General features: G+C 66.8%; 17 protein-coding genes. 9 read left to right on the forward strand and 8 right to left on the reverse strand.

Translation table 11 applies throughout. The features are described from left to right. Positions 1-129 precede the first annotated feature (129 nt). The 4 genes from JYG37_RS16845 (at position 130) to JYG37_RS16860 (ending at position 4,928) form a co-directional block, all read left to right on the forward strand. A complete protein-coding gene (locus JYG37_RS16845) occupies positions 130-1,176 on the forward strand; it encodes a glycosyltransferase family 2 protein (protein WP_050011081.1) in 1,047 nt (348 codons plus the stop codon). Positions 1,177-1,495: 319 nt separating this feature from the next. Continuing rightward, on the forward strand, positions 1,496-2,644 hold the full coding sequence (locus tag JYG37_RS16850; protein ID WP_213345627.1) for a glycosyltransferase: 1,149 nt from the start codon (positions 1,496-1,498) through the stop codon (positions 2,642-2,644). Positions 2,645-2,665: 21 nt separating this feature from the next. Next, positions 2,666-3,745, forward strand: coding sequence for a glycosyltransferase family 4 protein (locus JYG37_RS16855; RefSeq protein ID WP_213346104.1), 1,080 nt, complete (start codon positions 2,666-2,668; stop codon positions 3,743-3,745). 130 nt (positions 3,746-3,875) lie between these two features. Then, complete coding sequence (locus JYG37_RS16860; protein WP_089489293.1) at positions 3,876-4,928, forward strand: acyltransferase family protein; 1,053 nt, start codon at positions 3,876-3,878, stop codon at positions 4,926-4,928. Positions 4,929-4,970: 42 nt separating this feature from the next. On the opposite strand, the gene JYG37_RS16865 is transcribed toward JYG37_RS16860, so the two are convergent. The 3 genes from JYG37_RS16865 to JYG37_RS16875 are packed head-to-tail and all read right to left on the reverse strand — an operon-like array spanning position 4,971 to position 9,906. Beyond that, positions 4,971-6,353 carry an oligosaccharide repeat unit polymerase gene (locus tag JYG37_RS16865; protein WP_249745998.1) on the reverse strand — a complete coding sequence of 461 codons (1,383 nt, stop codon included), beginning with the start codon at positions 6,351-6,353 and terminating at the stop codon, positions 4,971-4,973. Next, positions 6,350-8,629, reverse strand: a complete 2,280-nt coding sequence (locus tag JYG37_RS16870; protein ID WP_213345628.1) for a polysaccharide biosynthesis tyrosine autokinase — start codon at positions 8,627-8,629, stop codon at positions 6,350-6,352. The genes JYG37_RS16865 and JYG37_RS16870 overlap by 4 nt, the downstream gene beginning before the upstream one ends. 59 nt (positions 8,630-8,688) lie before the next feature. Next, positions 8,689-9,906: a polysaccharide biosynthesis/export family protein gene (locus JYG37_RS16875; protein WP_050010859.1), complete on the reverse strand. Its 1,218-nt coding sequence runs from the start codon at positions 9,904-9,906 to the stop codon at positions 8,689-8,691. Positions 9,907-10,040: 134 nt separating this feature from the next. Between JYG37_RS16875 and JYG37_RS16880 the strand changes: the two genes are divergently transcribed. After that, on the forward strand, positions 10,041-10,472 hold the full coding sequence (locus tag JYG37_RS16880) for a hypothetical protein (RefSeq protein ID WP_213345629.1): 432 nt from the start codon (positions 10,041-10,043) through the stop codon (positions 10,470-10,472). Positions 10,473-10,633: 161 nt separating this feature from the next. Here JYG37_RS16880 and JYG37_RS16885 read toward each other — a convergent pair whose 3' ends face one another. Further along, entirely contained in the window at positions 10,634-12,487 is a 1,854-nt protein-coding gene (locus JYG37_RS16885) for a serine aminopeptidase domain-containing protein (protein ID WP_213345630.1), read from the reverse strand. A gap of 558 nt (positions 12,488-13,045) precedes the next feature. On the opposite strand from JYG37_RS16885, the gene JYG37_RS16890 reads away from it, so the two are divergent. Both JYG37_RS16890 and JYG37_RS16895 read left to right on the forward strand, forming a co-directional pair. Next, entirely contained in the window at positions 13,046-14,305 is a 1,260-nt protein-coding gene (locus tag JYG37_RS16890; protein ID WP_213345631.1) for an oligosaccharide flippase family protein, read from the forward strand. Between the two features lie 501 nt (positions 14,306-14,806). Further along, positions 14,807-17,008: a glycoside hydrolase family 3 C-terminal domain-containing protein gene (locus JYG37_RS16895; protein ID WP_213345632.1), complete on the forward strand. Its 2,202-nt coding sequence runs from the start codon at positions 14,807-14,809 to the stop codon at positions 17,006-17,008. Between the two features lie 68 nt (positions 17,009-17,076). Here the strand turns inward: JYG37_RS16895 and JYG37_RS34995 are convergent, their stop codons facing one another. Both JYG37_RS34995 and JYG37_RS16900 read right to left on the reverse strand, forming a co-directional pair. Next, positions 17,077-17,199 (reverse strand): hypothetical protein, encoded by a 123-nt coding sequence (locus JYG37_RS34995; protein WP_256121801.1) that lies wholly within the window; start codon positions 17,197-17,199, stop codon positions 17,077-17,079. Further along, a complete protein-coding gene (locus JYG37_RS16900; RefSeq protein ID WP_249745999.1) occupies positions 17,199-17,759 on the reverse strand; it encodes a DUF4865 family protein in 561 nt (186 codons plus the stop codon). Before JYG37_RS16900 ends, JYG37_RS34995 begins: the two co-directional genes overlap by 1 nt. A gap of 148 nt (positions 17,760-17,907) precedes the next feature. On the opposite strand from JYG37_RS16900, the gene JYG37_RS16905 reads away from it, so the two are divergent. Beyond that, positions 17,908-18,765, forward strand: coding sequence for a LysR family transcriptional regulator (locus JYG37_RS16905; protein WP_124630313.1), 858 nt, complete (start codon positions 17,908-17,910; stop codon positions 18,763-18,765). A gap of 163 nt (positions 18,766-18,928) precedes the next feature. Beyond that, a complete protein-coding gene (locus tag JYG37_RS16910; protein WP_124630314.1) occupies positions 18,929-19,516 on the forward strand; it encodes an IMPACT family protein in 588 nt (195 codons plus the stop codon). A gap of 143 nt (positions 19,517-19,659) precedes the next feature. Here JYG37_RS16910 and ppk2 read toward each other — a convergent pair whose 3' ends face one another. After that, the gene (gene ppk2, locus JYG37_RS16915; protein ID WP_050010849.1) at positions 19,660-20,610 is read right to left on the reverse strand and encodes a polyphosphate kinase 2; all 951 of its coding nucleotides are present in this window, start codon (positions 20,608-20,610) and stop codon (positions 19,660-19,662) included. A gap of 277 nt (positions 20,611-20,887) precedes the next feature. Next, positions 20,888-22,609 (reverse strand): gamma-glutamyltransferase, encoded by a 1,722-nt coding sequence (gene ggt, locus JYG37_RS16920; RefSeq protein ID WP_050010847.1) that lies wholly within the window; start codon positions 22,607-22,609, stop codon positions 20,888-20,890. Between the last annotated feature and the right edge of the window lie 229 nt (positions 22,610-22,838).

Consider the following 22,838-nt stretch of genomic DNA (forward strand, 5'->3'; position numbering starts at 1 on the left):
CAGTACCGCATCGACGACGCGATATGCCATGCGCGCGCGCACTCCCGAACGGTAGGCTCGCGAACTGTGCGCAGCCGCGCGATCCGTATCATGACCCCGATCGTCCGCGCGCCCGTCCGACTTCCGCACATGACCGACCTGACCATCGCAATCTGCAACTACAACCACGGCAAGTACCTGCGCGACGCGATCGACTCGGCGCTCGCACAGACCGCGCACGGCGTCCGCGTTCTGATCGTCGATGACGGGTCGACCGACGATTCGCGCGACATCATTCGCTCGTATGGCGAGCGCATTGCCGCGGTGTTCCAGGAGAATCGCGGTCAGGTTGCCGCGTACAACCGCGCGCTGGAGCACGTCACGTCGCGCTACGTCATCCTGCTCGACGCGGACGACCTGCTCTATGCCGACGCCGCGGCACGCGTGCTCGCCGCGTTCGCATCCGGCGATTTCGTGAAGGTCCATTTCCGGCTCGACGTGATCGCGCACGATGGCGCGCGAACCGGCGCGAGCGTGCCGCAGTCGGTGATCGATACGGATTGCGGCCGCCTGTTGCGCGCGGGCTGGCTGTACCCGTCGCCGCCTGCATCGGGCAATGCGTACCAGGTCGCTGCGCTGAAACGCATTTTTCCGGTGCCCGTCACTGCCGACAATCTCCATGGCGCCGATTTCTACGCGATCTACGGCATCGCGCTGCTCGGTGCCGTCCACATGATCGATGCGACGCTCGGCGGCTATCGCATGCACCAGCAGTCGAACACAAGCGCGGCCGACGGCCCGGCCCTCGCGCTCGCCAACTCGGAAGACGCGGCAACCGGTGCATTGAAGGCCGAACGCCGCTGGTCGATCCTGCGCACGCTTGCCGGCACGCGGTTGCGGGAAGCGCTACCGATGGCCCCGCTCGACTTCGCCATCGAGAAGGCGCGCTTCGCGAGCACGCTGTATCGCGCGCCGCTCGCGCGGCGCTGGCGCTGGTTCCTGTGCGAATCGGGACGCTACTGGCACACCGTGCTGCGCAACCCGTTCTGGCGCCCGGCCAAGAAAGTGGCGGTTACCGTGTTGTCGCTCGCGTGCTTGCTGCCATCGTCAACGCTGAGCAATCGCGCGATCCGCTATCTGTCCAATCCGCTCGCTCGCGTACGCAAGTCGCCCGACCAACGCACCGGCGCGCGATGAATCCCATCCGGACGCGACTGCGGCTGCCGATTCGCTTGTTCGGTTAGCCATCGCACCGAGTGCGTGCGGCGTGCGCTTCACAATGGTCCGGACCAATTGATGCATGCGTGGCGCGTAGATGTTCGCCGCCACGTGGCGTGTTCGCGCGATCAAGTCCGACAGACCGGAAGCAATGGCGGCGGCGATCGCGCATCAATCAATCAGGAATGCGTAATGGATAGGACGTACGGCATGCGTGGTCCGCTGACGACTTGACGATACGCCGCCTCCATCGTCGCACTGGGTAACGAACAGCGCGACCGAATCGACAGACCGAGAGATGACCCAGGAAAAGATCGTTCATATTGCCGAAGCATTCGGCGGCGGCGTGCTGTCGATGCTCACCTATCTCGCCAACCATGCCGCCGCGGCCGGCGTGGACGTGACGGTGCTGCACGCGATCCGCCCGGAAACGCCGGCCGATTTCTCGACGCTGTTCCGGCCCGACGTGAAGCTGGTCTATGTCGACATGGTGCGCGAGGTCAACGTCCGGCAGGATCTGCGGAGCGTGCACGCGCTCGTCTGTACCCTGCGCGACTGCAAGCCGACCGCGATTCATCTGCACTCGTCGAAGGCCGGCGTGCTGGGACGTATCGCTGCCCGGATCGCCGCCCCGAATGCAACGGTTCTCTACTCGCCACACGGCCTGTCATTCCTGCGCTGCGACGTGTCGCCCATCAAGCAGTTCGCTTATCTGAGCTTCGAGCGCATCGCGGCGCGCATCGGCGGCACCATTGTCGCGTGCTCGGGCAGCGAGCTCGGCGAGATCAACGGAAAAGTCAGGCCAAGATCGGCGGTCCTGGTGGAAAACGGCGTGAACGTCGCGGAGATTCCGGCCCGCCGTACGCGCGACGACCACAAGGTCGTGATCGGGATGAGCGGCCGCGCGTCGTTCCAGAAGAACCATGAAGCATTCGTGCGACTCGCCGACATGTTGCACGGCGCCAGCGTCGAGTTTCTGTGGATCGGCGGCAACGCGGCCGAGATCCCGGATTCCGCCGCGCGCGAGGCCGTCGCATGCAGTGGCTGGGTAACCCGCGAACGCGCGCTGGCGCTGACGTCGGAACTCGACATCTATGTCCAGACCTCGCGCTGGGAAGGCATGCCGGTCGCGCTGATCGAAGCGCAGGTTGCCGGAATTCCGGCCGTCGTGACGAACGTTGTCGGCAATCGCGACGTGGTGATTCATGGTGTGACGGGCTATGTCGCGTCAACCGCCGACGAGATGGTCGAGTACGTGACCGCCCTTCGCGACGATCGGCAGCTTCGCGAGCGGATGGGTGATGCCGCGCGAAAGCGGGCCATTCAGCGGTTTTCGATGAGCGCGATCTTCCGGCAATGGCATGCGCTTTACGGACTCGGCACCGACGAGCCGCGCGTCGACACGCGCGAGTTCAAGCCGGTTGCAGCGGATCACGTCAAAGCCTGATTTCGATATCCCCTTATGGACATGATCTCGTTCAAGAAACCGAAGCCACTCGTATACAACGGCCGATTCACCACGCAGAAGACAACCGGGGTGCAACGCGTCGCACGCGAGCTGATCGCCGCATTGATCAAGTTTCAGCCGCAGGATCCGGTAACCGTGCTGGTGCCTCCGCAGCCGGGCATCGAGGTAAGCGGAGCGAAGATGGTCAAAGTCGGCTTTTACAAGGGCGTGGTGTGGGAACAGCTGGTGCTCCCGTTGTTCGCACGCCGCGGCCGCATCGTCAATCTCAGCAATTCGGCATCCATTTTCATCGGCAACCAGATCGTCTACATGCACGACGCGGCCGTGTTCGACACCCCCGCGCATTTCTCCCGCCCGTTTCGCATGTGGTACCGGGTCATGTTCTGGATCCTGGCGCGAACCTCCGTCTGCGTGCTGACCAACTCCTATTTCTCGCGGGATCGCCTCGCGCATCACTGCGGGGTTGCCGCGGAGAAGATCAGCGTCGTGCCGCTCGGCGCGGATCATCTCGACACCCTGGAACCGGACACCAGCGTGCTCGATAAGCATGCGCTGACACCGAACCGGTTCGTGCTCGCGGTCAGCAGCATGAATCCCACCAAGAACTTCGGCCGGCTGATCGCGGCGTTCAGGCAGATCGACGATCCGTCGGTCGATCTCGTCATCGTCGGGATGCAGAACACCACCGTGTTCGGCAAGCAGGACCTCATGGCGGCGGCGGAACCGAACGTCAAGTACGTCGGCTATATCAGCGACGAACAATTGAAGGCGCTGTATCAGCACGCCGCGTGCTTCCTGTATCCGTCGATCTACGAAGGCTTCGGCATACCGCCTCTCGAGGCGATGCGCTACGGCTGCCCGGTCGTAGTCGGCAAATCTGCGGCCCTGCCGGAAGTCTGTGCCGATGCGGCGCTGTACTGCGATCCGTATTCGCAGGACGACATCGCGCGGAAATTGCGGAGCCTGCTCGATTCCGACGCACTCAGGGCCGAGCTCAAACGCAAGGGAAGCCTGCACGCGGAGAAGTATCGCTGGAGCCGAAGCGCCGAGATGATGAAGGCGATATTCGAGGGGCTGTAGGACATCCGTCGGGCTGCACGACGACCCACTGTCGCCCACCGCACTGTCCTGCGCATCGGTCCGCCATACAGTGAACGACTGTCCGATATCCCGGCGGTGCGGAACCTGACGGGCCGACCGCCCCTTCATCATGACTGCTCGCGAAACCAGCCTCGATGTCGCCCGCGGCGCGGGAATCATTCTTGTCGTATACGGCCACGTGCTGCGCGGTGCCGTTTCCGCCGACCTTGTGCCGACAGGCGCGGCCGACACGGCATTCGCGTGGAACGACTACGTGATCTACACGTTCCACATGCCGTTGTTCTTCTTCCTGTCCGGCCTGCACGTCTGCAGCTCGCTGCGCCGCGCGCCGGACGGTTTCTTGTGGTCGAAGATCAGGACGATCGTGTATCCGTACCTGCTGTGGTCGATCGCGCAGGGCGCCGTGCAGATTGCAATGGCGTCGCACGGCACCAATCATCCGTTCACGCTGGACGACCTGCTGGCGATCGGCTGGCGACCGTTCGCACAGTTCTGGTTCCTGTACGCGCTGATGCTCTGCATGCTCGGCATCCGGGCTTTCGCGGCGGCCGTGCCGAATACGACGCGTTCACCCATGCCATCGCGGGCGCGCGGCTGGCTCGCCGGATGCGCGGTGCTCGGGCTGGTACTCGGCGCGGCGACGCAGTGGGGCATCCTGTCGATCACGCTGATGAACGCACCGTTCTTCGTGACGGGCGTCATTGCGTCGCAGGCGTTGCCCGGCTGGCTCGCGCGCAACAGCGGGCCAACCGCATGCGCCGCCACGGCAACGGCATTCGTCGCCGCAGTTGTATTCGCTCACGGCTTCGGTGGCGCGACGAGCATCTGGGCGCTTCCCGCCGCGTTCTCGGGCATCGCGCTGACGCTGCAACTCGCGCATCGGTATGCGTCGCAGCCGGCACGCGCGGCATGGCTGGCGGCAATCGGTTGCGCATCGATGCCGATCTACCTGACCCACATCTTCGCGATGGCGGCCGTACGGATCGTGCTGATGCGCGCCGGCATCACCGATCTCGCCTTACACCTCGTACTCGGCACGCTGGCCGGTGTCGCGATCCCGATCGTCGTCTATCTGGTCGCATTGCGGACAGGCTTCGCGCACATTGCCGGCTTCCCCGCGTGGCCAGGACGCGACACGGCGGTACGAACGCGTACCGCTTGAGCTTCGCGCGATCATCCCGAGGTCCGGGCGCCCTGCGAGCTGCTATGCCGTTGCACTGCCGCCCCGCTCGTTCGTTTCCGCGGCGCGCGTCCCGCGTCCGGATCCCGTATGCCCGGAAGGCCCAACGCCCGCCGGGCGCTTCCCGAACCAATGGAACACGATGATCGGCAACACGATCGGCAGGAAATTGCGTCCGCTGAACAGATTTGGCGTACGCATGATTTCCATCAGTGACACGTAGAGCACCGCGTGCGCGCAGCACCAGAATCCGTTGCCGCTGCGCCAGCCCGCATAGCTGCGGCCAACCATCCAGCCGAGCACGGCTGCGTCGAGCAGCCCGAACCAGCCCCATTCATAGAAGTGGACGAAGATCCCGGACGGATTGTTGAATTCCGGGTCCGCGTAGCTGTTCAGAAACAGGTTGAAGCTGTCGCTCGAATCGAACCACGGCTGGAACGTCGCGCCGATCACCGGAAAGCGCATCAGCCAATCGAACGTGAACATCGGATGGCCCTGCCCCCAGCCGAGCACGGCGAGCATCCCCGCACCGTTGTTCAGCGACGTCGAATAGTACAGGCCGAGCCGTTCGAGCGCGAAGTCGAAGATGTTGTCGTAGATGTTGACGTAATAGGCTTCCCATGAACGGTTGTACTCGTTCGCGATAAACAGCGCGAACAACAGCGGGATCGCAGCGTACGGCCCGAGCGTCAGCAGCCGCGCATACCGGCCGTGCAGCCGGAACCGCACGACCATCAACGCGAGCGGCATCACCATCTCGATCAACGCGAGGCGCTCCGCGAACAGGAAGCTGCGCAGCAGCGTCAGCACCGCGAGCACGGCCATGTAGATCTTGTAGCGGTTCAGGCCTTTCGCCGGCGTTCGGAACACGTAGAAATAGAGCGCGACGAACGGCGCCGTCGCCTGCGTGAACGAACTCAACCCGGTGATCCGACCGATCTGCTGGAGCATGTCGTACGCGGTAGCCTGCCCGTGCAGGAACTCGAGCAGCAGCGCCGGACGCGCGATGACTCCGCTCATCATCACGAGATTGCCGAACAGCGCGAGTGCAAACAGGCAATCGAGCACGCGCGGCGGCACCTCGACGGGCGTTTCCGGCGGCCCGCGCCGCGTCCGCGCTTCGGTCGTAGCGAGCCACGCCGTGGCCGCCACCACCATCAGGAACAGCGCGCCGACGAACGCGTAGTAGCCGTCGAAATAGATTCTCGCGATCGACTTCTGGTCGCCCAGCAGGCTGAGCGACAGCAATCCGTACAACGGCAGGATGAACATCAGCACGAGCCGGGCCGGATCTTCCCACCAGTAGCCCGTGTAACCGCCCGCCGCACCGCGCACGCGCGCCATCCCGCGCAACGTCGCCGGGCCTGGTCGCGGCCCGCCTCCAGCCCTGCCCGCTCGCCGGTTCATGACGGGCGTTCCGCCCGTTGCCGCGACGCCATCATCCCCGTCAACCCGGACGTGGCCTGATGCGTGTTCGCATCGTTGTAGCCGTAGTCGTACCGTCCCGGCGCGCCCTTGTAGTCGTTCAGGATCACGCCCCGTACGCCGATATGCGCGTGCTCGAGCCGCCGCGCGCTTTCATCGAGTTCCGTCAACGTCGTCACGCCGCTCCGCGCGACGAGGAACACGGCGCCCGCCAGGCGCCCCAGCACCAGCGCATCGGCGACCGGGAGCAACGGCGGGCCGTCGAGCACGACCATGTCGTAGCGAGATGCGACCCGCTCGATCAGTTCGGCGAGCGCGGGCTGCAGCAGCAGTTCGCCCGGATCGGGAACGACGTTGCCCATCGCGATGAAATCCAGGCCCGGTGCGACGCCGCGCTTGATTGCGTCGTCGAGCGTGTGGGTGCCCGCCACCACGTCGGACAGCCCTGGCGCGCGGCTATAGCGGAACCGGTCGTGCAGCGAGCCCTTGCGCAAGTCGGCATCGATCAGCAGGACGCGCCGCTTCGCGGCGCCCACGAGCGACGCGATGTTGGCCGCGACGAACGACTTGCCGACGCCCGTCGTCGGGCCGGAAATCAGCACGACGGGATTCGATGCGGCCGGCATCGACAGTTGCAGCGCCGCCCGGAAATTGCGCAGGCTTTCGAGCGCCGCATCCTGTCCGTCGGCCTGGGCCTGCGTCGCCAGCATGCGCTGGCCGCGCCGGCGCACCTTTGACCGCAGCTCCGTTTGTGCCGCGACGGCGCTGTGCGGGACCGTCGCGAACACCGGCAAACCCGTCGCCCACTCGATTTCCTCCGCGTCGCCGATCGTGCCAACGACACGCTGCCGGGCGACCACGATCGCCGCGCCCGCCATCAGGCCGACCATCAGCAAGCCGACCACCGCGACCCCGCGATGCGGACCGATCGGTTGCTCGGCGACCTTCGCCGTATCGACGATCCGCACGGTGCCCGTCTTGCTGGCACGCGCGAGGACCATCTGCTGGCGCGTATTGAGCAGGTTCGTGTACAGCGCGGTGTCGACGGCCACGTCGCGCTGCAGTTGCAGCACGCCCTGCTCGACGGTCGGCAGTTGCTGGATCTGCTTGCGGGCCGTGTCGAGCGAGCGCTGCGCATCGGCGAGCTGCGCATCGACGGCCACGATGGCCGGATGCTTCGGCATGAAGCGCGTCAGCAGTTCCTCGCGCCGCTGCTGCAGCGTCTGCACGCGCGTCTCGATGTCGACCGACTGTTGACGCAATGCCAGTGCCTCATCGCTCGTATTGACCGTCCCGTGCGATGCACGGAATGCGTTGAAGCGGCTCTCCGCCGCTTCCAGCTGCGCCTTCAATTGCGGCAACTGGCCGTCCATGTATCGGATCAGCTTGTCGGCCGCCTCGGACTTGCGCTGCGTGTTCTGCGCCAGATACGCATCTCCGATCGCGTTCAGCACACGGCTGTCGTGCACGGGATCGATGCCGTCGAGCGTCACGCCGATCATGTTCGACTGCTTGCCGCGCTCCGAGATCAGCGCGTTCTTCTGCAGCCACGTCGTCGCCTCCTCGTCGCTGTAGCGCGTCAGGTCGAAGCGTGCGCCGGGCTGGCCGGCCACGTCGCGCACGAACACGTCGATCGGCCCCTGCGGCGTCTCGACGCGCAGCGGCTGGCCGATGCGGCCCTGCCATGCCGGTCCTTTCCGGCCGAAAAAGCCCGTGCGCTGCAGCGTGTAGGCGCCGTCGTCGCCGACGGTCAGCGCGAAACGCTTGCCGAGCAGGCGCTTGGGCACGTCGAAGGTCGGCACGTCGATGCGCTCGGTGCCATACACGTATCCGCCCGGCAACGGCGACGACAGCCCGTCGGCCGCGTTCACGAAGCGCCAGCCGATCAGCGGCAGGTAATGCGGCCGTGCGTCGAGGGCGAGGTTCGTGCTCTGGATCGCGCGGTCGAGCACCGCACGGGATTTGAGCACCTCGATCTCGGTCGATGCATCGGTCTTCAGATCGAACACCGATGACGGATCGCCGGGCGGCGACGTCTGCTTCGAATCGGTCTGGCTTTGCTCGACCTGAAACAGGATGTCGGAGCGGTAAACGGGAGCCGCGAACAGCGCATACAGGCCGCCTGCGAGCGCGCCCGCGAGCGCCGTGCAGACGATCAGTCGCCGGCCGCCATACAGCATGCTCCAGTAGCGGCGCACCGGATAGGACGGCCGCAGAATGCGCCCGCTGTGCGGGTCAGGCAGGGTCGAAGTGTTCATACAGCATCAGTCCCGTATGGCGCGACGCACGGTCGCGGTCACGAAATCCGCCTCGGGCATCACGGCGAAATGGCTTTCGCCGTCAGCGCACCTTGCGCGGACGACGGAATCAGCAGGTTCACGACGCGGCTCCAGCGCACCAGCGATGACGCATCGACGAACACGACGTCGCGCCGCTCGAGCGGAAACTGGTCGGCGAGCGCGAACGACGCGGGCGAGCTGCCGTCGAGGTGGTACACCCGCGGGCGATTGTCGGGGCCGCGGCGCACGACGAACACCTGGCGCGCATCCGACGTGTACTGACTCACGCCGCCCGTGTCGCCGAGCGCTTCGCCGAGGCTCATCCGGCCGTCGGTCAACGTCAGCGTCGCGGGCCGCGATACCTCGCCGAGCACGAATACCTTCGCGTCGCTCGCCGCACGCACGCGCACGAGATCGCCGTCGCGCAACAGGATGTTCGACGGATTCACGCCCGCCGCGATCAGGGCAGGCAGGCTCACGTTCACGGTCGTGTCGCCGCGCGTCACCGAAACCTGCGAGCGATCGGCCGTCGGCGTGAAACCGCCCGCGCGGTCGATCGCCTCGGGCAGCGTCATCGGCATGTCGTTGACGATCTGCAGGCCCGGCGTGCGCACCTCGCCGTCGAGATAGACCCGCTTGCTGCGGTAGCTCTGCACGCGCAGCGCGAGCTGCGGCTTGCGCACGTATTCGCCGAGCCGCTTCGTCAGCAGCGCGCGCGCCTGTGCCTCGGTCAATCCCGCCACGTGCACGAGGCCCGCGTACGCGAACTGGACGTTGCCGGTCGCGTCGACCGTATAGCCCGTCGCGACCGAGCTGGCGCCGACGCCGTCACCGCCGCCGAGCGTCTGTGTCGTCGGCAGGTTCAATTCGGGGTGGTCCCATACGACGATGCCCAGCACGTCGCCGGGGCCGATCGTATACGGCGTCGGCTTGCCGAACAGCCGGCGGATCTCCGCGTCGACATTGGCCGACCGCCCCGCCTGGTGCTGGGCGACGAATGCCGGCGTGATCTCGATCAGATCCTCGCTCGACACGTTCTGCACGCCGTCGAGGCCGCCCGAACCCGATGCGTCGGCGCTCACGCGCGCATTCGCGTCGCGCTCCGCCGGCGCGCGGTAAGTCATGCCCGGCGACAGCGCACATGCGCTCAGCGCGCATGCGGCCGCCACGATCGCCATGCGCGACAGCCACGGTGCGCGACGGGCGCCGGGCCGCGGCGTGCCGCGCGTCGATTCCGGTTGCGTGGTGATTGACATGGTGTCCTTCCAAAACTGTGCGGTAACCCGCCGAACGCGGCGAATTCCGGCATTACGCTTGCCCAGCGCGGCTTGCATTGCAGCTTGCATGCCGCACCACCCTCTTCACCGCACGTCATTCCGTACGATCCGTCATGAACTTCTCTTCGTCGCTTGCGCCGTTCGTCTGCATCGTGTCGACCGGCTTCCTCTGTACCGCCGGTGCGCAAACGCTGTCCGGCACGCCTGCCGATACAGCGCCCTTCGCGTCGTCGACGCTCGTTGCGCCGGTGCCGCCACAACGCTCGGCGCAAGCCGCCGGCGCGAGTGCGGCCGCCGAACCCGCCGCGGCTGCGTCCGCGGCTGCATCTGCGGCGACAGCACCCGCGATCGCTCGTTCAGCCGCGAGCGCCGCCGTCCAGCCCGACACGCGGGCCCGCGTCGCGTTGCGCCGGCCGCTCGTGCCGACGCGGCCACATCGCGCGCAGGTCGCCCATGCGCCCGCCGACGACGTATGGCGCAGCGACACGTTGTACGCATCGCCCTACGCGAAATCACCCTATGCGGAGCCGGGCGATCGCGACTGACCCGTCCCGGCCGGTCATGCCGCGGCACGACCGTGCATGCATCGATAAGGGATTGGACACCACGGCGAACGGCGCGTCTGTGAGCGACCCCACCGAACGTCGATCTTCATACGAAGCGGGGATCGCGCCCCAAAGCGCCGACGCATGCGGCACCGCGCGCATCACGGGCTGCCGACCGACACGTTTGCGTACGATCCCGCAGCCGCTTCGCGCGCGACGGGATCGGCAACGTGCACGGCCGGCCTCGTCAAGTCGCGACCGAGCGCCTGCAAGCACCGCTCGATCACGATGTCCGCGCCGACCGCGCCGTACACCGCGTGATCGACCTGCGGCTCGAGGTGCAGCCGCACGTGACGCGAGCATCCGAATGCGTGCTCGATCGCGCCGAAGTGGCGCCGGACATCGTCGATGCCGGGATCGAGCGCGCCATATACCAGGGTCGTGCGGACATTGCGTTGCGCAAGCACGTGCATCACGCCGCGTGGGGTGCCGGCGCGCGGCTTCCAGCCGACGCGCGCGGCCGCCTCCTTCACCGGCACGCTGACTCGCGCGATCGCATTGGCGGCGACGGCGCGCGCGATCGGCCGCAAATCGCGCCGTTCGCGCACGAGGCGTTTCCACTTCTGCCAGTCGCGCACCGACAGCCAGTAACCGCGCACCGAGTTGTTCCGCTGCTTCTGCACCGCGTCGAGCGAGAGCCCGGCCGGCCACACGAAGCGCGCCAGGTTTATCGCGATCACGCCGCCGAGCGACGGCGTCTTCACGGCCGCATGCAATGCCGCATAGGCGCCGGAACAGATGCCGGCCGCGACCACGTCAGGATGGCCGAGCGCACGCAGCCAGTCGGCGGCGGCCGCCACGTCGTCGCTCGACTGCGCCGAATACACGACGCGCGACTGGTCGTCGAGCGCGGCCGCGCCGCTGTCGCCGACGCCGTTCACGTCGATCCGCAGCGTCGTGACGCCGGCGCGTGCAAGCGTCCGCGCGAGGCGCACGCTGAAGCGCCCTTCGCCGCTTCGCGGATTCGTCGACGTGTTCGCGATCACGAGCGCCGGAGCGGCGGGATTCGCCGGCCCCGTATCGGCGGGACGGCACAGTACGCCGACCAACCGGTCCGGCCCGACCGCGACGACCTGCTCGGTCATGTCGGTCATGTCGAGCGCGGCGGCCGATTCGCCGTTCCACGGTGGATCATGCCGCCACATCGGGTCGACGCTGGCGGCCGTGCGCGGCACGCGTTCGCCGATCCAGCGCGCGAGCGTGTCGATGGCCGCGAGCGGCAGGCGCGAGCGCGTCCCGTCCAGCATCGTCGTCGGCCATTCGCGAAACGGATCGGCCGCCACGTTCACGCCCCGCGCGAGCAGCGCATCGCGCAACGCAGGTCCGTCCTGATCGGGCTGAATCAGCAGCATCGCATCAGGCAGCCTCGGGGCAGCGCGCACGACGTCGCACAGATCGACCGCCTTCAACGCGGCGACGAAATCGTCCGGAAAGCGGTGCCCGAGCACGTTCATGCAGGGCTCGTCACGATGGGCGGTGCGAATCGCAGGCGACGTGACGTCGAGCCACTGGCGATGCACGAACGACAGCTCGCGAAGATAAGCGCGTCCGCGCACGGCCGGCGCGAGCGCCACCAATGCGTCGACGCGCGGCGACGGGTGCTGCCCGTCGCCCGCGGCGGCCAGCATCGCGAACAGCGCGCCCGCGCGGATTCCGACGAGCGTCAGCGACGCGACACCGACCTGGTCGCGCAGCAGATCGATCGCATCGTGAATGCTGCCGACGGTCGCGGCGTACCGATCGGCGTCACGGTCGTCGCCTGCGGAATCGCCAGTGCACGGATAGTTGAATCGCAACACCGTGACGCCGTCGCGGGCAAGGCGCTCGGCGATCGCCCGCATGAGCTTGTGCGTCCACGATGCCTCGTGTCCCAGCGATTCGCACAGGATCACACCTTGTGTCGTCTGTCCTTCGTGCAGCCACCCCACGCAGCTGCCGAACATAATCGGCTTCAATCGGTACTCCTCGGATCGGTATTTTTATCGGACGCGGACACGCGTTCGGGCCGCTCCACCGGAATGAGCGATCCACGATCGTGCGACTCGTCGATGAACGCGCGGCAGCGGCCCCCGCCGCGCCCCTGCGCGGCCCGCCCGGTTCCATGCGTTGCCCTGCTCCCCATGCCCGCGGGAGGTGATGTTGCGTGCCCGAGGCATCGTCGGGCGGTTTGCACCGTGAACCAAAACAGTGCGATCGATTAAAGCACTCGGTTCGAACGTCCTTCGGTGCGGCAGCTTACAAATAGATTCATCGCTATCGCGAGACGACAACGCACGACGACGCGCGCCGTGCCGCGATTCATGCCGCGCGCACGGACGGAATCCGCGAACGGTAGGCTCGCGAACATAGTCGTCCCGTGCGGCCCGTATCATGGCCGCCATACGATGTGGCCGTGCCCGGCGACGCCGGACGCGCCACCCACCCATGCAACCCGGGTCAGCGCCGACCGGATGCACGCGCGCGCCGCGGCCCCATGCGGCCGCACCGCGACACTCACGGCGCCGACCGAGCGAATGTCAAACCTCAAGAAGAATTTCCTGCTGCTGCTGACGCTGCAGATTTCGATGTACGCCGTGCCGCTGCTGATCGCACCGCTGCTGACGCACGCCCTCGGGCCCGAAGGCTACGGGCAGCTCGCGTTCTCGCTCGCCGTCATCGCGTATCTCACCAACTGCACGAGCTACAGCTTCGACCTGACCGCCACGCCGCGCATCGCGCTCGCTCGCGACAACCGCGCCGAACGCTCGCGCATCTTCTGGGCGACGCTATACGCGCAGGTCGGCATCGCGGTGATCTGCTTCGTCGTGCTCGTCGCGCTGACCTTTGCGGTCGAGCGCTTCGGCGAAGACCGCGACCTGCTGCTGATCGGGTTCGGGATGGTCGCCGGCGTGGCGTTCACGCCGGGCTGGTATTTCCAGGGAATGGAAAAGCTGCGCGCGCTCAGCATGATCCTGTTCGTCGGGCGCATCTTGAGCCTGCCGGCCATGTTCGCGCTCGTGCACAGCCCGGCGGACATCGACCGCGTGATGATCGTCAACGCAGCGGTGCCGACGCTGTCCGCGATCGCGCTGGCGGCCTATCTGTACCTCAACCGTGAAATCGACTTCGTACGCGTCGGCGCGGCCGACATCGCCGAATCGCTGAAGGGCGGCTGGCAGGTGTTTCTCGCGTCGACGTCGATCGCCTTCTATGCGTCGACCAACACCGTGCTGCTCGGCTTCGTGTCGGGCAACGTCGCGGCCGGCTACTTCGCCGCCGGCGACAAGCTGATCCGCGCGGCGCTCAGCATGCTGCAGCCGCTGAAGGCCGCCACCTATCCGCGCATCAGCTACCTGATGCGGCATGCGCGCAACGACGCGTTCTCGTTCCTGCGCAAGCTGTTCGTCGTGCAGGTCGCGATGGTGCTCGGCATCTCGCTCGCGATTTTCTTCGGCGCGCCGCTCGCCGTGCGGATCCTGTATGGCCCTTCGTACGAACCGACGGTCCAGGTGCTGCGCTGGATGGCCTTCATTCCGTTCATGGCCGGCATGACCGACCTGTTCGGTGTGCAGACGATGCTGCCGCTCGGGATGAAGTCGGCATTCACGCGAATCCTGATGTCGTCGGGCATTCTGAACATCGTGCTGGTGCCCGTGCTCGCCAGGTATTTCGCCGAGCGGGGCGCCGCCGTCGCCGTGCTGATGGCCGAGGCGGCGGTCGCCGCGGCACTCGCCACCGTCGTCTATCGCGCCGGGATTCCGATGCCCGGCAGTCCGGTCGCTCGACGCGGCTAGCCCACTGTCGGTGCCGCGCCGGTTTCCGCACGGGGCGACCGGCATCCGACGCTGTTCCGTTCGATGCGCGCGCAACGAACCATATCGCACGGGCATACACGCCCCGACCTTCCGCCCCTCCGAGCGCCCCATGCGCAGGCAATTCTTACTCTGCCGCGCAGGCCCGATCGGGAACGATGACCGCCTTTCCGCCCCGCCGCGCGTCCCTACGAAATAAAGATCACACGTATCGGTAGAAACACCGATGCTGTAGTCAAACTACATTCGTACGATTAGTCGCTGCAGAGAATCGCTACATCCGATTCGGCAGCATCGGACGGTCCGCGTCGCCGTCCGCGTTGCTCGATCGAGCCCAACCGGCCGTAACGATTCCCCGCCTGGCTGGCATGCCGACGCGCAACCACCCTGCATCGCCAGCCGAATGCGTCCGGTGCGAATCCACCGGACGTACGCAACTCCAGACATCATTCCAACAACCGGCAATACGATCAGGAGAGCAACATGCGGGACACACTCTGGCCGGCCGTCGTGCTGGCAGCGACCCTCTGCACCACCGCCTACGCCGGCGACGCCGATTTCAATGCGCAGGCTGACGCGACCGACACGTTCGCGTCAGCCGCCGCGCAACGGCGCGCCGACCTGCTCGTGCGCAAGATGACGCTCGACGAAAAACTACAATTCATTCATTCGCAATACGAAATGTCCAAGGTGCCGGGCGGCGGCGCCGGCTACATCCAGGGCGTGCCGCGGCTCGGCATTCCCGATCTCAACATGGTCGATTCGGCGACCGGCTCCGGCAGCACGTCGCAGGCCAGCACGACGTTCCCGGCCACGATCGCGGTCGCCGCGAGCTGGGATCGGCGGCTGTCATACGACTTCGGCAAGCAGGTCGCGATCCAGTTGCGCGCGCAAGGATTCGGCATGGGCCTCGCCGGCGGCACCAACCTCGCGCGCGAGCCGCGCGGCGGCCGCCTGTTCGAGTATCTCGGCGAGGATCCGCTGCTCGCCGGCGACCTGCTCGCCGAACGCACGCTCGCCACGCAGCGGCAGAAAGTCATCGCCACGATCAAGCACTACGCGGGCAACGAGCAGGAACACGGCCGGATGGGCGGCAATACGCAGATCGACGAGCGCACGCTGCGCGAGCTGTACCTGCTGCCGTTCGAGATCGCCGCGAAGCGCGGCCGGCCCGGGAGCGTGATGTGCAGCTACAACCGCCTGAACGGCACCTATGCGTGCGAGAACCCTCACCTGCTGAACGACGTGCTGAAGAACGAGTGGGGCTTCCAGGGCCAGGTGCAGTCCGACTGGGGCGCCACGCACAGCACCGCCGCCGCGATCAACGCCGGCCTCGACGAGGAAGAAGACGTCGGGCCGAGCGTGTACCTGACGCCGGCGGCCGTCAAGCAGGCGATCGCGAACGGCTCGGTGTCGACCGCGCGCCTCGACGACATGGTGCGCCGCAAGCTCGCCGTGATGATCCGCGTCGGCGTGATGGACGATCCGGCCCAGGGCGGCGGCACGATCGATTTCGCGGCCGGCAACCGGTTCGCGCAGGCGGCCGCCGAACAGTCGATCGTTCTGCTGAAGAACGACGGCAACCAGTTGCCGCTGGTCGCGTCGGCGCTGTCGCGTATCGCCGTGATCGGCGGCCATGCGGATGCGGCCGTGCTGTCCGGCGGCGGCTCGGGCAATACGCGCGACCCGGTATCGGGTTCGTTCGCCGGCTGCGGCGGCCTGACGTTCGGGTCGTCGACCGGATGCAGCTGGTGGCGCAATCCGTGGCTCAAGGTCGACGTGCCGATCGTCGCGGCGATCCGCGCGCTGGCGCCGGCCGCCCAGGTCACGTATGCAGGCAACAGCGACCAGCAGTCGCCGTTCCGCGCATACACGCAGCAGGAAATCGATCAGGCCGCGGCGCTCGCGGGCCGCTCGGATGTCGCGATCGTCGTGGTCGCGCAGCCGGCCGGCGAGGATTTCGGCGATCTGCAGAGCCTGGGCCTCGCGAACCCGTCGAACCAGGATGCGCTCGTCGAAGCCGTCGCGCGCGCGAATCCGCATACGATCGTCGTCGTCCAGAGCGGCAACCCGGTGCTGATGCCGTGGAAGGACAACGTGTCGGCCATCGTCGAGGCGTGGTATCCGGGCGAAGCCGGCGGCAAGGCGATCGCGAACGTGCTGTTCGGTGCGGTCAATCCGTCGGGCAAGCTGCCCGTGACGTTCCCGGCGCGCGATCAGGACTCGCCGACGTGGGGGCAAAACGGCACGTTCGACCCCGACCCGGTGTACGCGGAAAAGCTGAACATGGGTTACCGCTGGTATGACGCGCGCAACATCAAGCCGATGTTCGAGTTCGGCTACGGCCTGTCGTATACGCACTTCGCGTATTCGGGCCTGTCGGTGTCGAAGCAATGGGACGGCTCGCTGAGCGTCGCGTTCACCGTGCGCAACGACGGGCGCGTCGCCGGCGCCGAAATACCGCAGGTCTATCTCGGCGTGCCGTACAAGGACGAGCCGCCGAAGCGGCTGGTCGGCTGGGATAAGGTCCGGCTGAATCCGGGCGAGGCGCGGCGTGTGCGCGTGACCGTGTCGCCACGGATGCAGAGCGTGTGGGATACGTCGCGCAACGGCTGGAAGCTCGTGCCGGGCGGGACCGTGTATGTCGGCGCGTCGTCACGCGATATCCGCTTGCAGGGCCGATGAAGCGACCCGGGGGCGCCGTGCATCGCATGCGCGGCGCCCCTTCTGAACCACCACTGCGCTGAAGCGCCTTATCTGAACAGCAGCGCCAGCATCGTCGCAAGCGCCGCAATCGCGGCGATGCCCGCCACCACACCCGCCAGATGCGCGGCCACCACCACGCCGGCCGGCAATCGCGACACGATGCCGGCCATCACGCGCCGCCCGCTTCCAGCGTGTCGAGCAGCGGCCTCGCCAGATGCAGGACCTGGTACACCGTGCCCGCGCCGCCGTCGTCCGGTTCGTGTTCCGTCACGAGCGCACGCGTCAGCCGCCAGCGCAGCGGATCGAGGCTGACGGCCGCCGCGACCGCGCCCTGCCGTGCCGCCGCTTCGCGATTGCGTTCGATCTCCCGCGCCAGTGCCGCATCGAGGTCGGCATCCGCCGGAATCTCGATCGTTTCCAGACGCGCGAAACGTCCCGTCGACGCACTGCCCTTGCGCGCGTCCAGCGCCACCTGCGTGTCGATCGGCGCGCGGCCGAAGCTGTCCGTCACGACCCGATAGCGGCCGTCCGTCACGAACCGCGCGAACGCCTGTTCGTTGCGCCACAGGTAAAACGACGCGTAGCCGTTTTCCGGCGCGCCGTGGCGGCCTGCCTCGCGCAGCAGGAATCCCTTGAACAGCAGGTCCGGCGTGTCGTCCCACAGGCGACCGCGCTCGCGCACACGCTGGCGGATGATGTCGAGGTCGTAGTCCGCCGGCAGGCGGTGCACCTAGTACGCGGTCAGCATGATCGACTCCTGGCGAAAGAAACGGACGGCATTCCGGACGGCATGAGCGCAGCGTAGAAGACCTTGAATCATTTGAAAAGACGATGGCAGAATATTTCAATGATTCGATTCTGAAATGACCGAGGGTGCGATGAAAACGCTCGACATCGAAGCCGTGCAGGCATTCGTGCTGACCGCCGATCTCAAGAGCTTCACGCGGGCGGCGGAGGCGCTGGACACCACGCAGTCGGCGGTGAGCCTGAAGATCAAGCGGCTGGAAGACGGGCTCGGCCGCCGCCTGCTGGAACGCACGCCGCGGCAGGTTCGGCTGTCGGCCGACGGCACCGCGTTCCTGGAGCCGGCGCGCGAACTGGTGGCTGCTCACCATGGCGCAATCAGCGCATTCGGCACGAGCCGGCGGCGGCTGGTGATCGGCGTCAGTCACCATGTCGTCGGCGCCGATCTGCCGATGCTGCTGCGGCGGATGAGCGAAGCGGAGCCGGCGCTGGTGCTGGAGATCCGCGTCGCCGCGTCGCGCGACGTGCTCGATGCGTTCGATCGCGGCCTGCTCGATGCGGCCGTCGCGCTGCAGCACGACAGCCGGCGGCTCGACGGCGAAACCATTCTGTCGGAGTCGTTCGGCTGGATGGCGGCGGCCGATTTCGAATACCATCCGCCGCAACCGCTGCGGCTCGCCACGCAGGCCGAACCGTGCAGCGTGCGCCGCATGGCGGTCGACGCGCTGGACGAAGCCGGTGTCGCGTGGACGGAAGTCTTCGTCGGCGGCGGCGTGGCGACGATCGGCGCGGCGGTGTCCGCGGGGCTGGCCGTCGCGGCGCTCGGGCATCGCGTGGCGCCCGCCGGCACCGTCGACATGGGGATGCGCTACGGGCTGCCGCCGTTGCCGACGCGCGACGTGGTGCTCTACTCGAATCTGACCGATGCGCACGCCCGGCAGGCGCTGCGCACGCTGGGCGCGGCGCTGCGGTCGTCGGTCGGCGTGCGTTGATGCCGTGCGCAGCGGCATCGAAATGCTTCGACGCGCGCCACGGTAAAATTCCGTCTTTGCCCCGCGCTCATGCAGACGATATCCATTCGTCCACGGGCCCCCGTCAAACGCATCGACCAGCTATCATCGCCTTGATTTCCCTACACTTTCCGCGTCGCGACGCATGAGTTACTCGCTCGCCGCCTCCACCATCCGCGAACTCGAAATCCGCAAGAGCCGTTTCATCGCGTACGCGGTTCCGGTCGAGGACCGCGATGCCGCGATGCAGGTCCTGCAACGCCTGCGCGACGAGCACCCGGCGGCCACCCACGTGTGCTGGGCGTTGCTGGCGGGCGGCCAGTCCGGTATGTCGGACGACGGCGAGCCGTCGGGCACCGCGGGCCGGCCGATCCTCGAAGTGCTGCGCCATCACGATCTCGACGGCGTGCTCGGCGCGGTCGTGCGTTACTACGGCGGCGTGAAGCTCGGCGCGGGCGGGCTGGTGCGTGCGTATACGGATGCGATCGCATCGGCGCTGCTCGATGCCGAGCGCGTCGAGCGCATTCGGCGCACGCGGCTCGCGGTCGAGATCGGCTACCCGGAAGAGGCGCGCGTGCGCCGCTGGATCGAACAAGCCGGCTATGAACTGGTGGACAGCGCGTACGGGATGACGGTGAAGCTCGTGATCAAGCTGCCCGAAACCGCCGAAGCCGCGGCAAGAGCCGAACTGTTCGATCTGACGCAGGGGCGCTCGGGGTTTCCTGATCTTTGAGCCGTTGCGGCGACAGCCCGCGCGGCGCGCGCGTACGCATGCACTGCATGCATTCGAACCGCCCACCCTCCGCCAGACCTCAAAAAAAACGCGCCGCATACCGCGGCGCGCTTCGTCGCATTGCGATCGACCGGGCGAATCGCTCAATAAACGTCCGGCACGATCATGTTGTCCGGCACCGGCCGGCGAATGTAATCCTCGTGATGCTCGCGCTGCGGCAGATCGATCGTCGGGCGCGGCACCTCGTGATACGGCACCTGGCCCAGCAGATGGTGAATGCAGTTCAGCCGTGCGCGCTTCTTGTCGACGGCCTGCACGACCCACCACGGCGCCTCGGGAATATGCGTGCGCTGCAGCATCTCTTCCTTCGCGGCCGTATAAGCCTCCCAGCGGCGGCGGCTTTCGAGGTCCATCGGGCTCAGCTTCCACTGCTTCAGCGGATCCGCGATCCGGCTCTGGAAGCGCAGCTCCTGCTCGTGGTCGGTGATCGAGAACCAGTACTTGACGATCTGGATCCCGCTACGCACGAGCATCTTCTCGAACTCGGGCACCGACCGGAAAAATTCCTCGTACTCGTCGTCGGTACAGAAATTCATCACGCGCTCGACGCCCGCACGGTTGTACCAGCTGCGGTCGAACAGCACGATCTCGCCGCCGGCCGGCAAATGCGCGACATAGCGCTGGAAGTACCATTGCGTGCGCTCGCGGTTGTTCGGCGCCGGCAGCGCGGCAACCCGGCACACGCGCGGGTTCAGGCGCTGCGTGATGCGCTTGATCGCACCGCCCTTGCCGGCCGCGTCGCGCCCCTCGAAAATGACGACGAGCCGGTGTCCGGTATTCACGACCCAGTCCTGCAGCTTCACGAGCTCGCCTTGCAGCCGGAACAGCTCGCGGAAATATTCCTTGCGCGCCTCGCGACGCTCGGGCGAGAACAGCAGGTCCTCGCCGTCGTCGAAGCGGCGGTCGTCGAGCTCCATCTCGAGCTCTTCGTCGTAGGCGTCGACGAGATCCTCCTCGAAACGGCGCTGGCGCGCTTCCATCGGGTCCGTATCGGTGCGGTTGTCGGTCTCGGTGCGGGTATCGTTGTCGCCCATGGGGCCTCCTTCCATCATTGACGCAGCCAAACTCGCCCATTATCCCAGCGTCGCGCGTCAAATTCATGAAAACGGGCGGCCAAGCCCGTCGGAAGCGAAATGAGCGGACCGGCATCGGGCACGGCTGCCTCGAGGATCCGCCCGAAGCCATTGCCGCGCGGATCGCGGGCTTCATCCGAACGACCGGCTGAAAAAAATCGGCAGCCGGGTCGAAACACCGGCTGCCGAACGGCGCGCGCGGCCGCTGTCGCCGCGCACGCATTGCTTCACGTCAACGTCAACGAATGACCCGCGTCACCCCCCGCCCGCGCGGATCGGCCATCGCTTCCGGCGTCTTCCCGTCGATCTTGATGACTTGGATGTCGCCGCTGAAATCCTGCCCCTTCAGCGTATAGCCGCGCGCCTCGATCTGCTTTGCGAGTTCGCCTTCGATCGGGTGGTACGGCTCCCAGAAGATCGTGTTCGGCGGCAGCAGCTGGTGATGGAAACGCATCGCACCGACCGCTTCCTTCAGCGGCATCTTGAAGTCGTAGATGTTGTTGATCACCTGGAAGATCGACGTGAAGATGCGCGAGCCGCCCGGCGTGCCGATCACCAGCGACACCTTGCCGTCCTTCGTCATGATCGTCGGCGACATCGACGACAGCGGGCGCTTCTTCGGTTCGATCGCGTTCGCGTCGCTGCCGACCACGCCGAACATGTTTGCGACGCCCGGCTTCGCGGAGAAGTCGTCCATCTCGTCGTTCAGCACGATGCCCGTGCCGTCGGCGATCACACCCGAGCCGAAATAGCCGTTGATCGTGTACGTGTTCGATACCGCGTTGCCCCACTTGTCGACCACCGAGAAGTGCGTCGTTTCAGCCTTCTCCGGCATCGTCGTGCCGAGGCCCGGCTGCACGCTCTTCGTGTCCGACGGCTCCTTCGGGTTGACCTCGGCCGCGCGCTTCGCGATGTACGCGTCGTCGGTCAGCTGCGCGATCGGCACCTTGTAGAAGTCGGGATCGCCGAGATACTGCGCGCGATCGGCGAACACGCGCTTTTCGATTTCCGCGACGAGGTGGATGTACTGCGGCGAGTTGAGCTTCACGCCCTCGAAGTCCTGCTTGAGGTCGGCCTTCATCTTCAGCAACTGCACGAGGCCGATGCCGCCGGAGCTCGGCGGCGGCGCGGTGATCACGTCATAGCCGTTCCACTTCGCCTGCACCGGCTGGCGCCACACCGCGCGGTACTGCGCGAGATCTTCGGTCGTGATCAGCCCGTTGCCGTCGCCGGTCTTCATCGACGCGGCGATCAGTTCGGCCGTCTTGCCCTTGTAGAAGCCCTCCGCGCCGCCGTTCGCGATGCGCGTCAGCACGTCGGCGAGATCGGGCTGCTTGAAGTTCGCGCCGGCCTTCAGTCCGGAAAAATACTTGTCGAAGTTGGTCTTGCCGCCAAACTCCTTCGATGCGTCGACGCCGCGCTGCGCGAGCTGTTCGTCGACGACGAAGCCGTCGCGCGCGTAGTGGATCGCCGGCGCGAGCACCTGCTTCCACTTCAACTTGCCGAAGCGCTTCTGCGCCTCCCACATGCCCGCGACCGTGCCCGGCACGCCGACCGCGCGCGGGCCGTACAGGCTCATGCCCTTGACGACGTTGCCGTCCTTGTCGAGGTACATGTCCTTCGTCGCGGCGAGCGGCGCGCGCTCGCGGTAATCGATGAAGTACGGCTTGCCGTCCTTGTAGATCGTCATGAAGCCGCCGCCGCCGATGTTGCCGGCTTCCGGGTACGTGACGGCCAGCGTGAACGCGATCGCGACGGCTGCGTCGATCGCGTTGCCGCCTTCCTTGAAGATCCGCTCCGCGGCATCCGCGCTGTACTTGTCGGCCACCGCCACCGCCGAGCTCGTCAGGACCGCGGGCTGCGGCCCCTTCGCGTAGGCGGGCGCGTTCGGCAGGAAGCCGATGCCGGCCACCGTCGCCAGCACGGCGGCGGATGATTTGAAGCGATTCAGCGTAGTCATTGCATGTCCCCCATGTGGATCTCCTTCAGGCACGACAAGCACCTGATCCGTGGATGGCCGCTGGCGCGCCGACGGCCATATGCCGGCTTCGTAGTATAGGGGCACAAAAAGGGTCGAACACGCGGCGCGCGACGAAAGCGTGCCGCGTGTGTGCGGCCGGTCACGTTGCGGCGCCGCGACGCACACGTGGAGCGTTCGGCACCGCCTGCGGCGCGCGCCGTCGCGCAAT

Source organism: Burkholderia sp. LAS2, from assembly GCF_018417615.1.
GTDB lineage: Bacteria > Pseudomonadota > Gammaproteobacteria > Burkholderiales > Burkholderiaceae > Burkholderia > Burkholderia sola.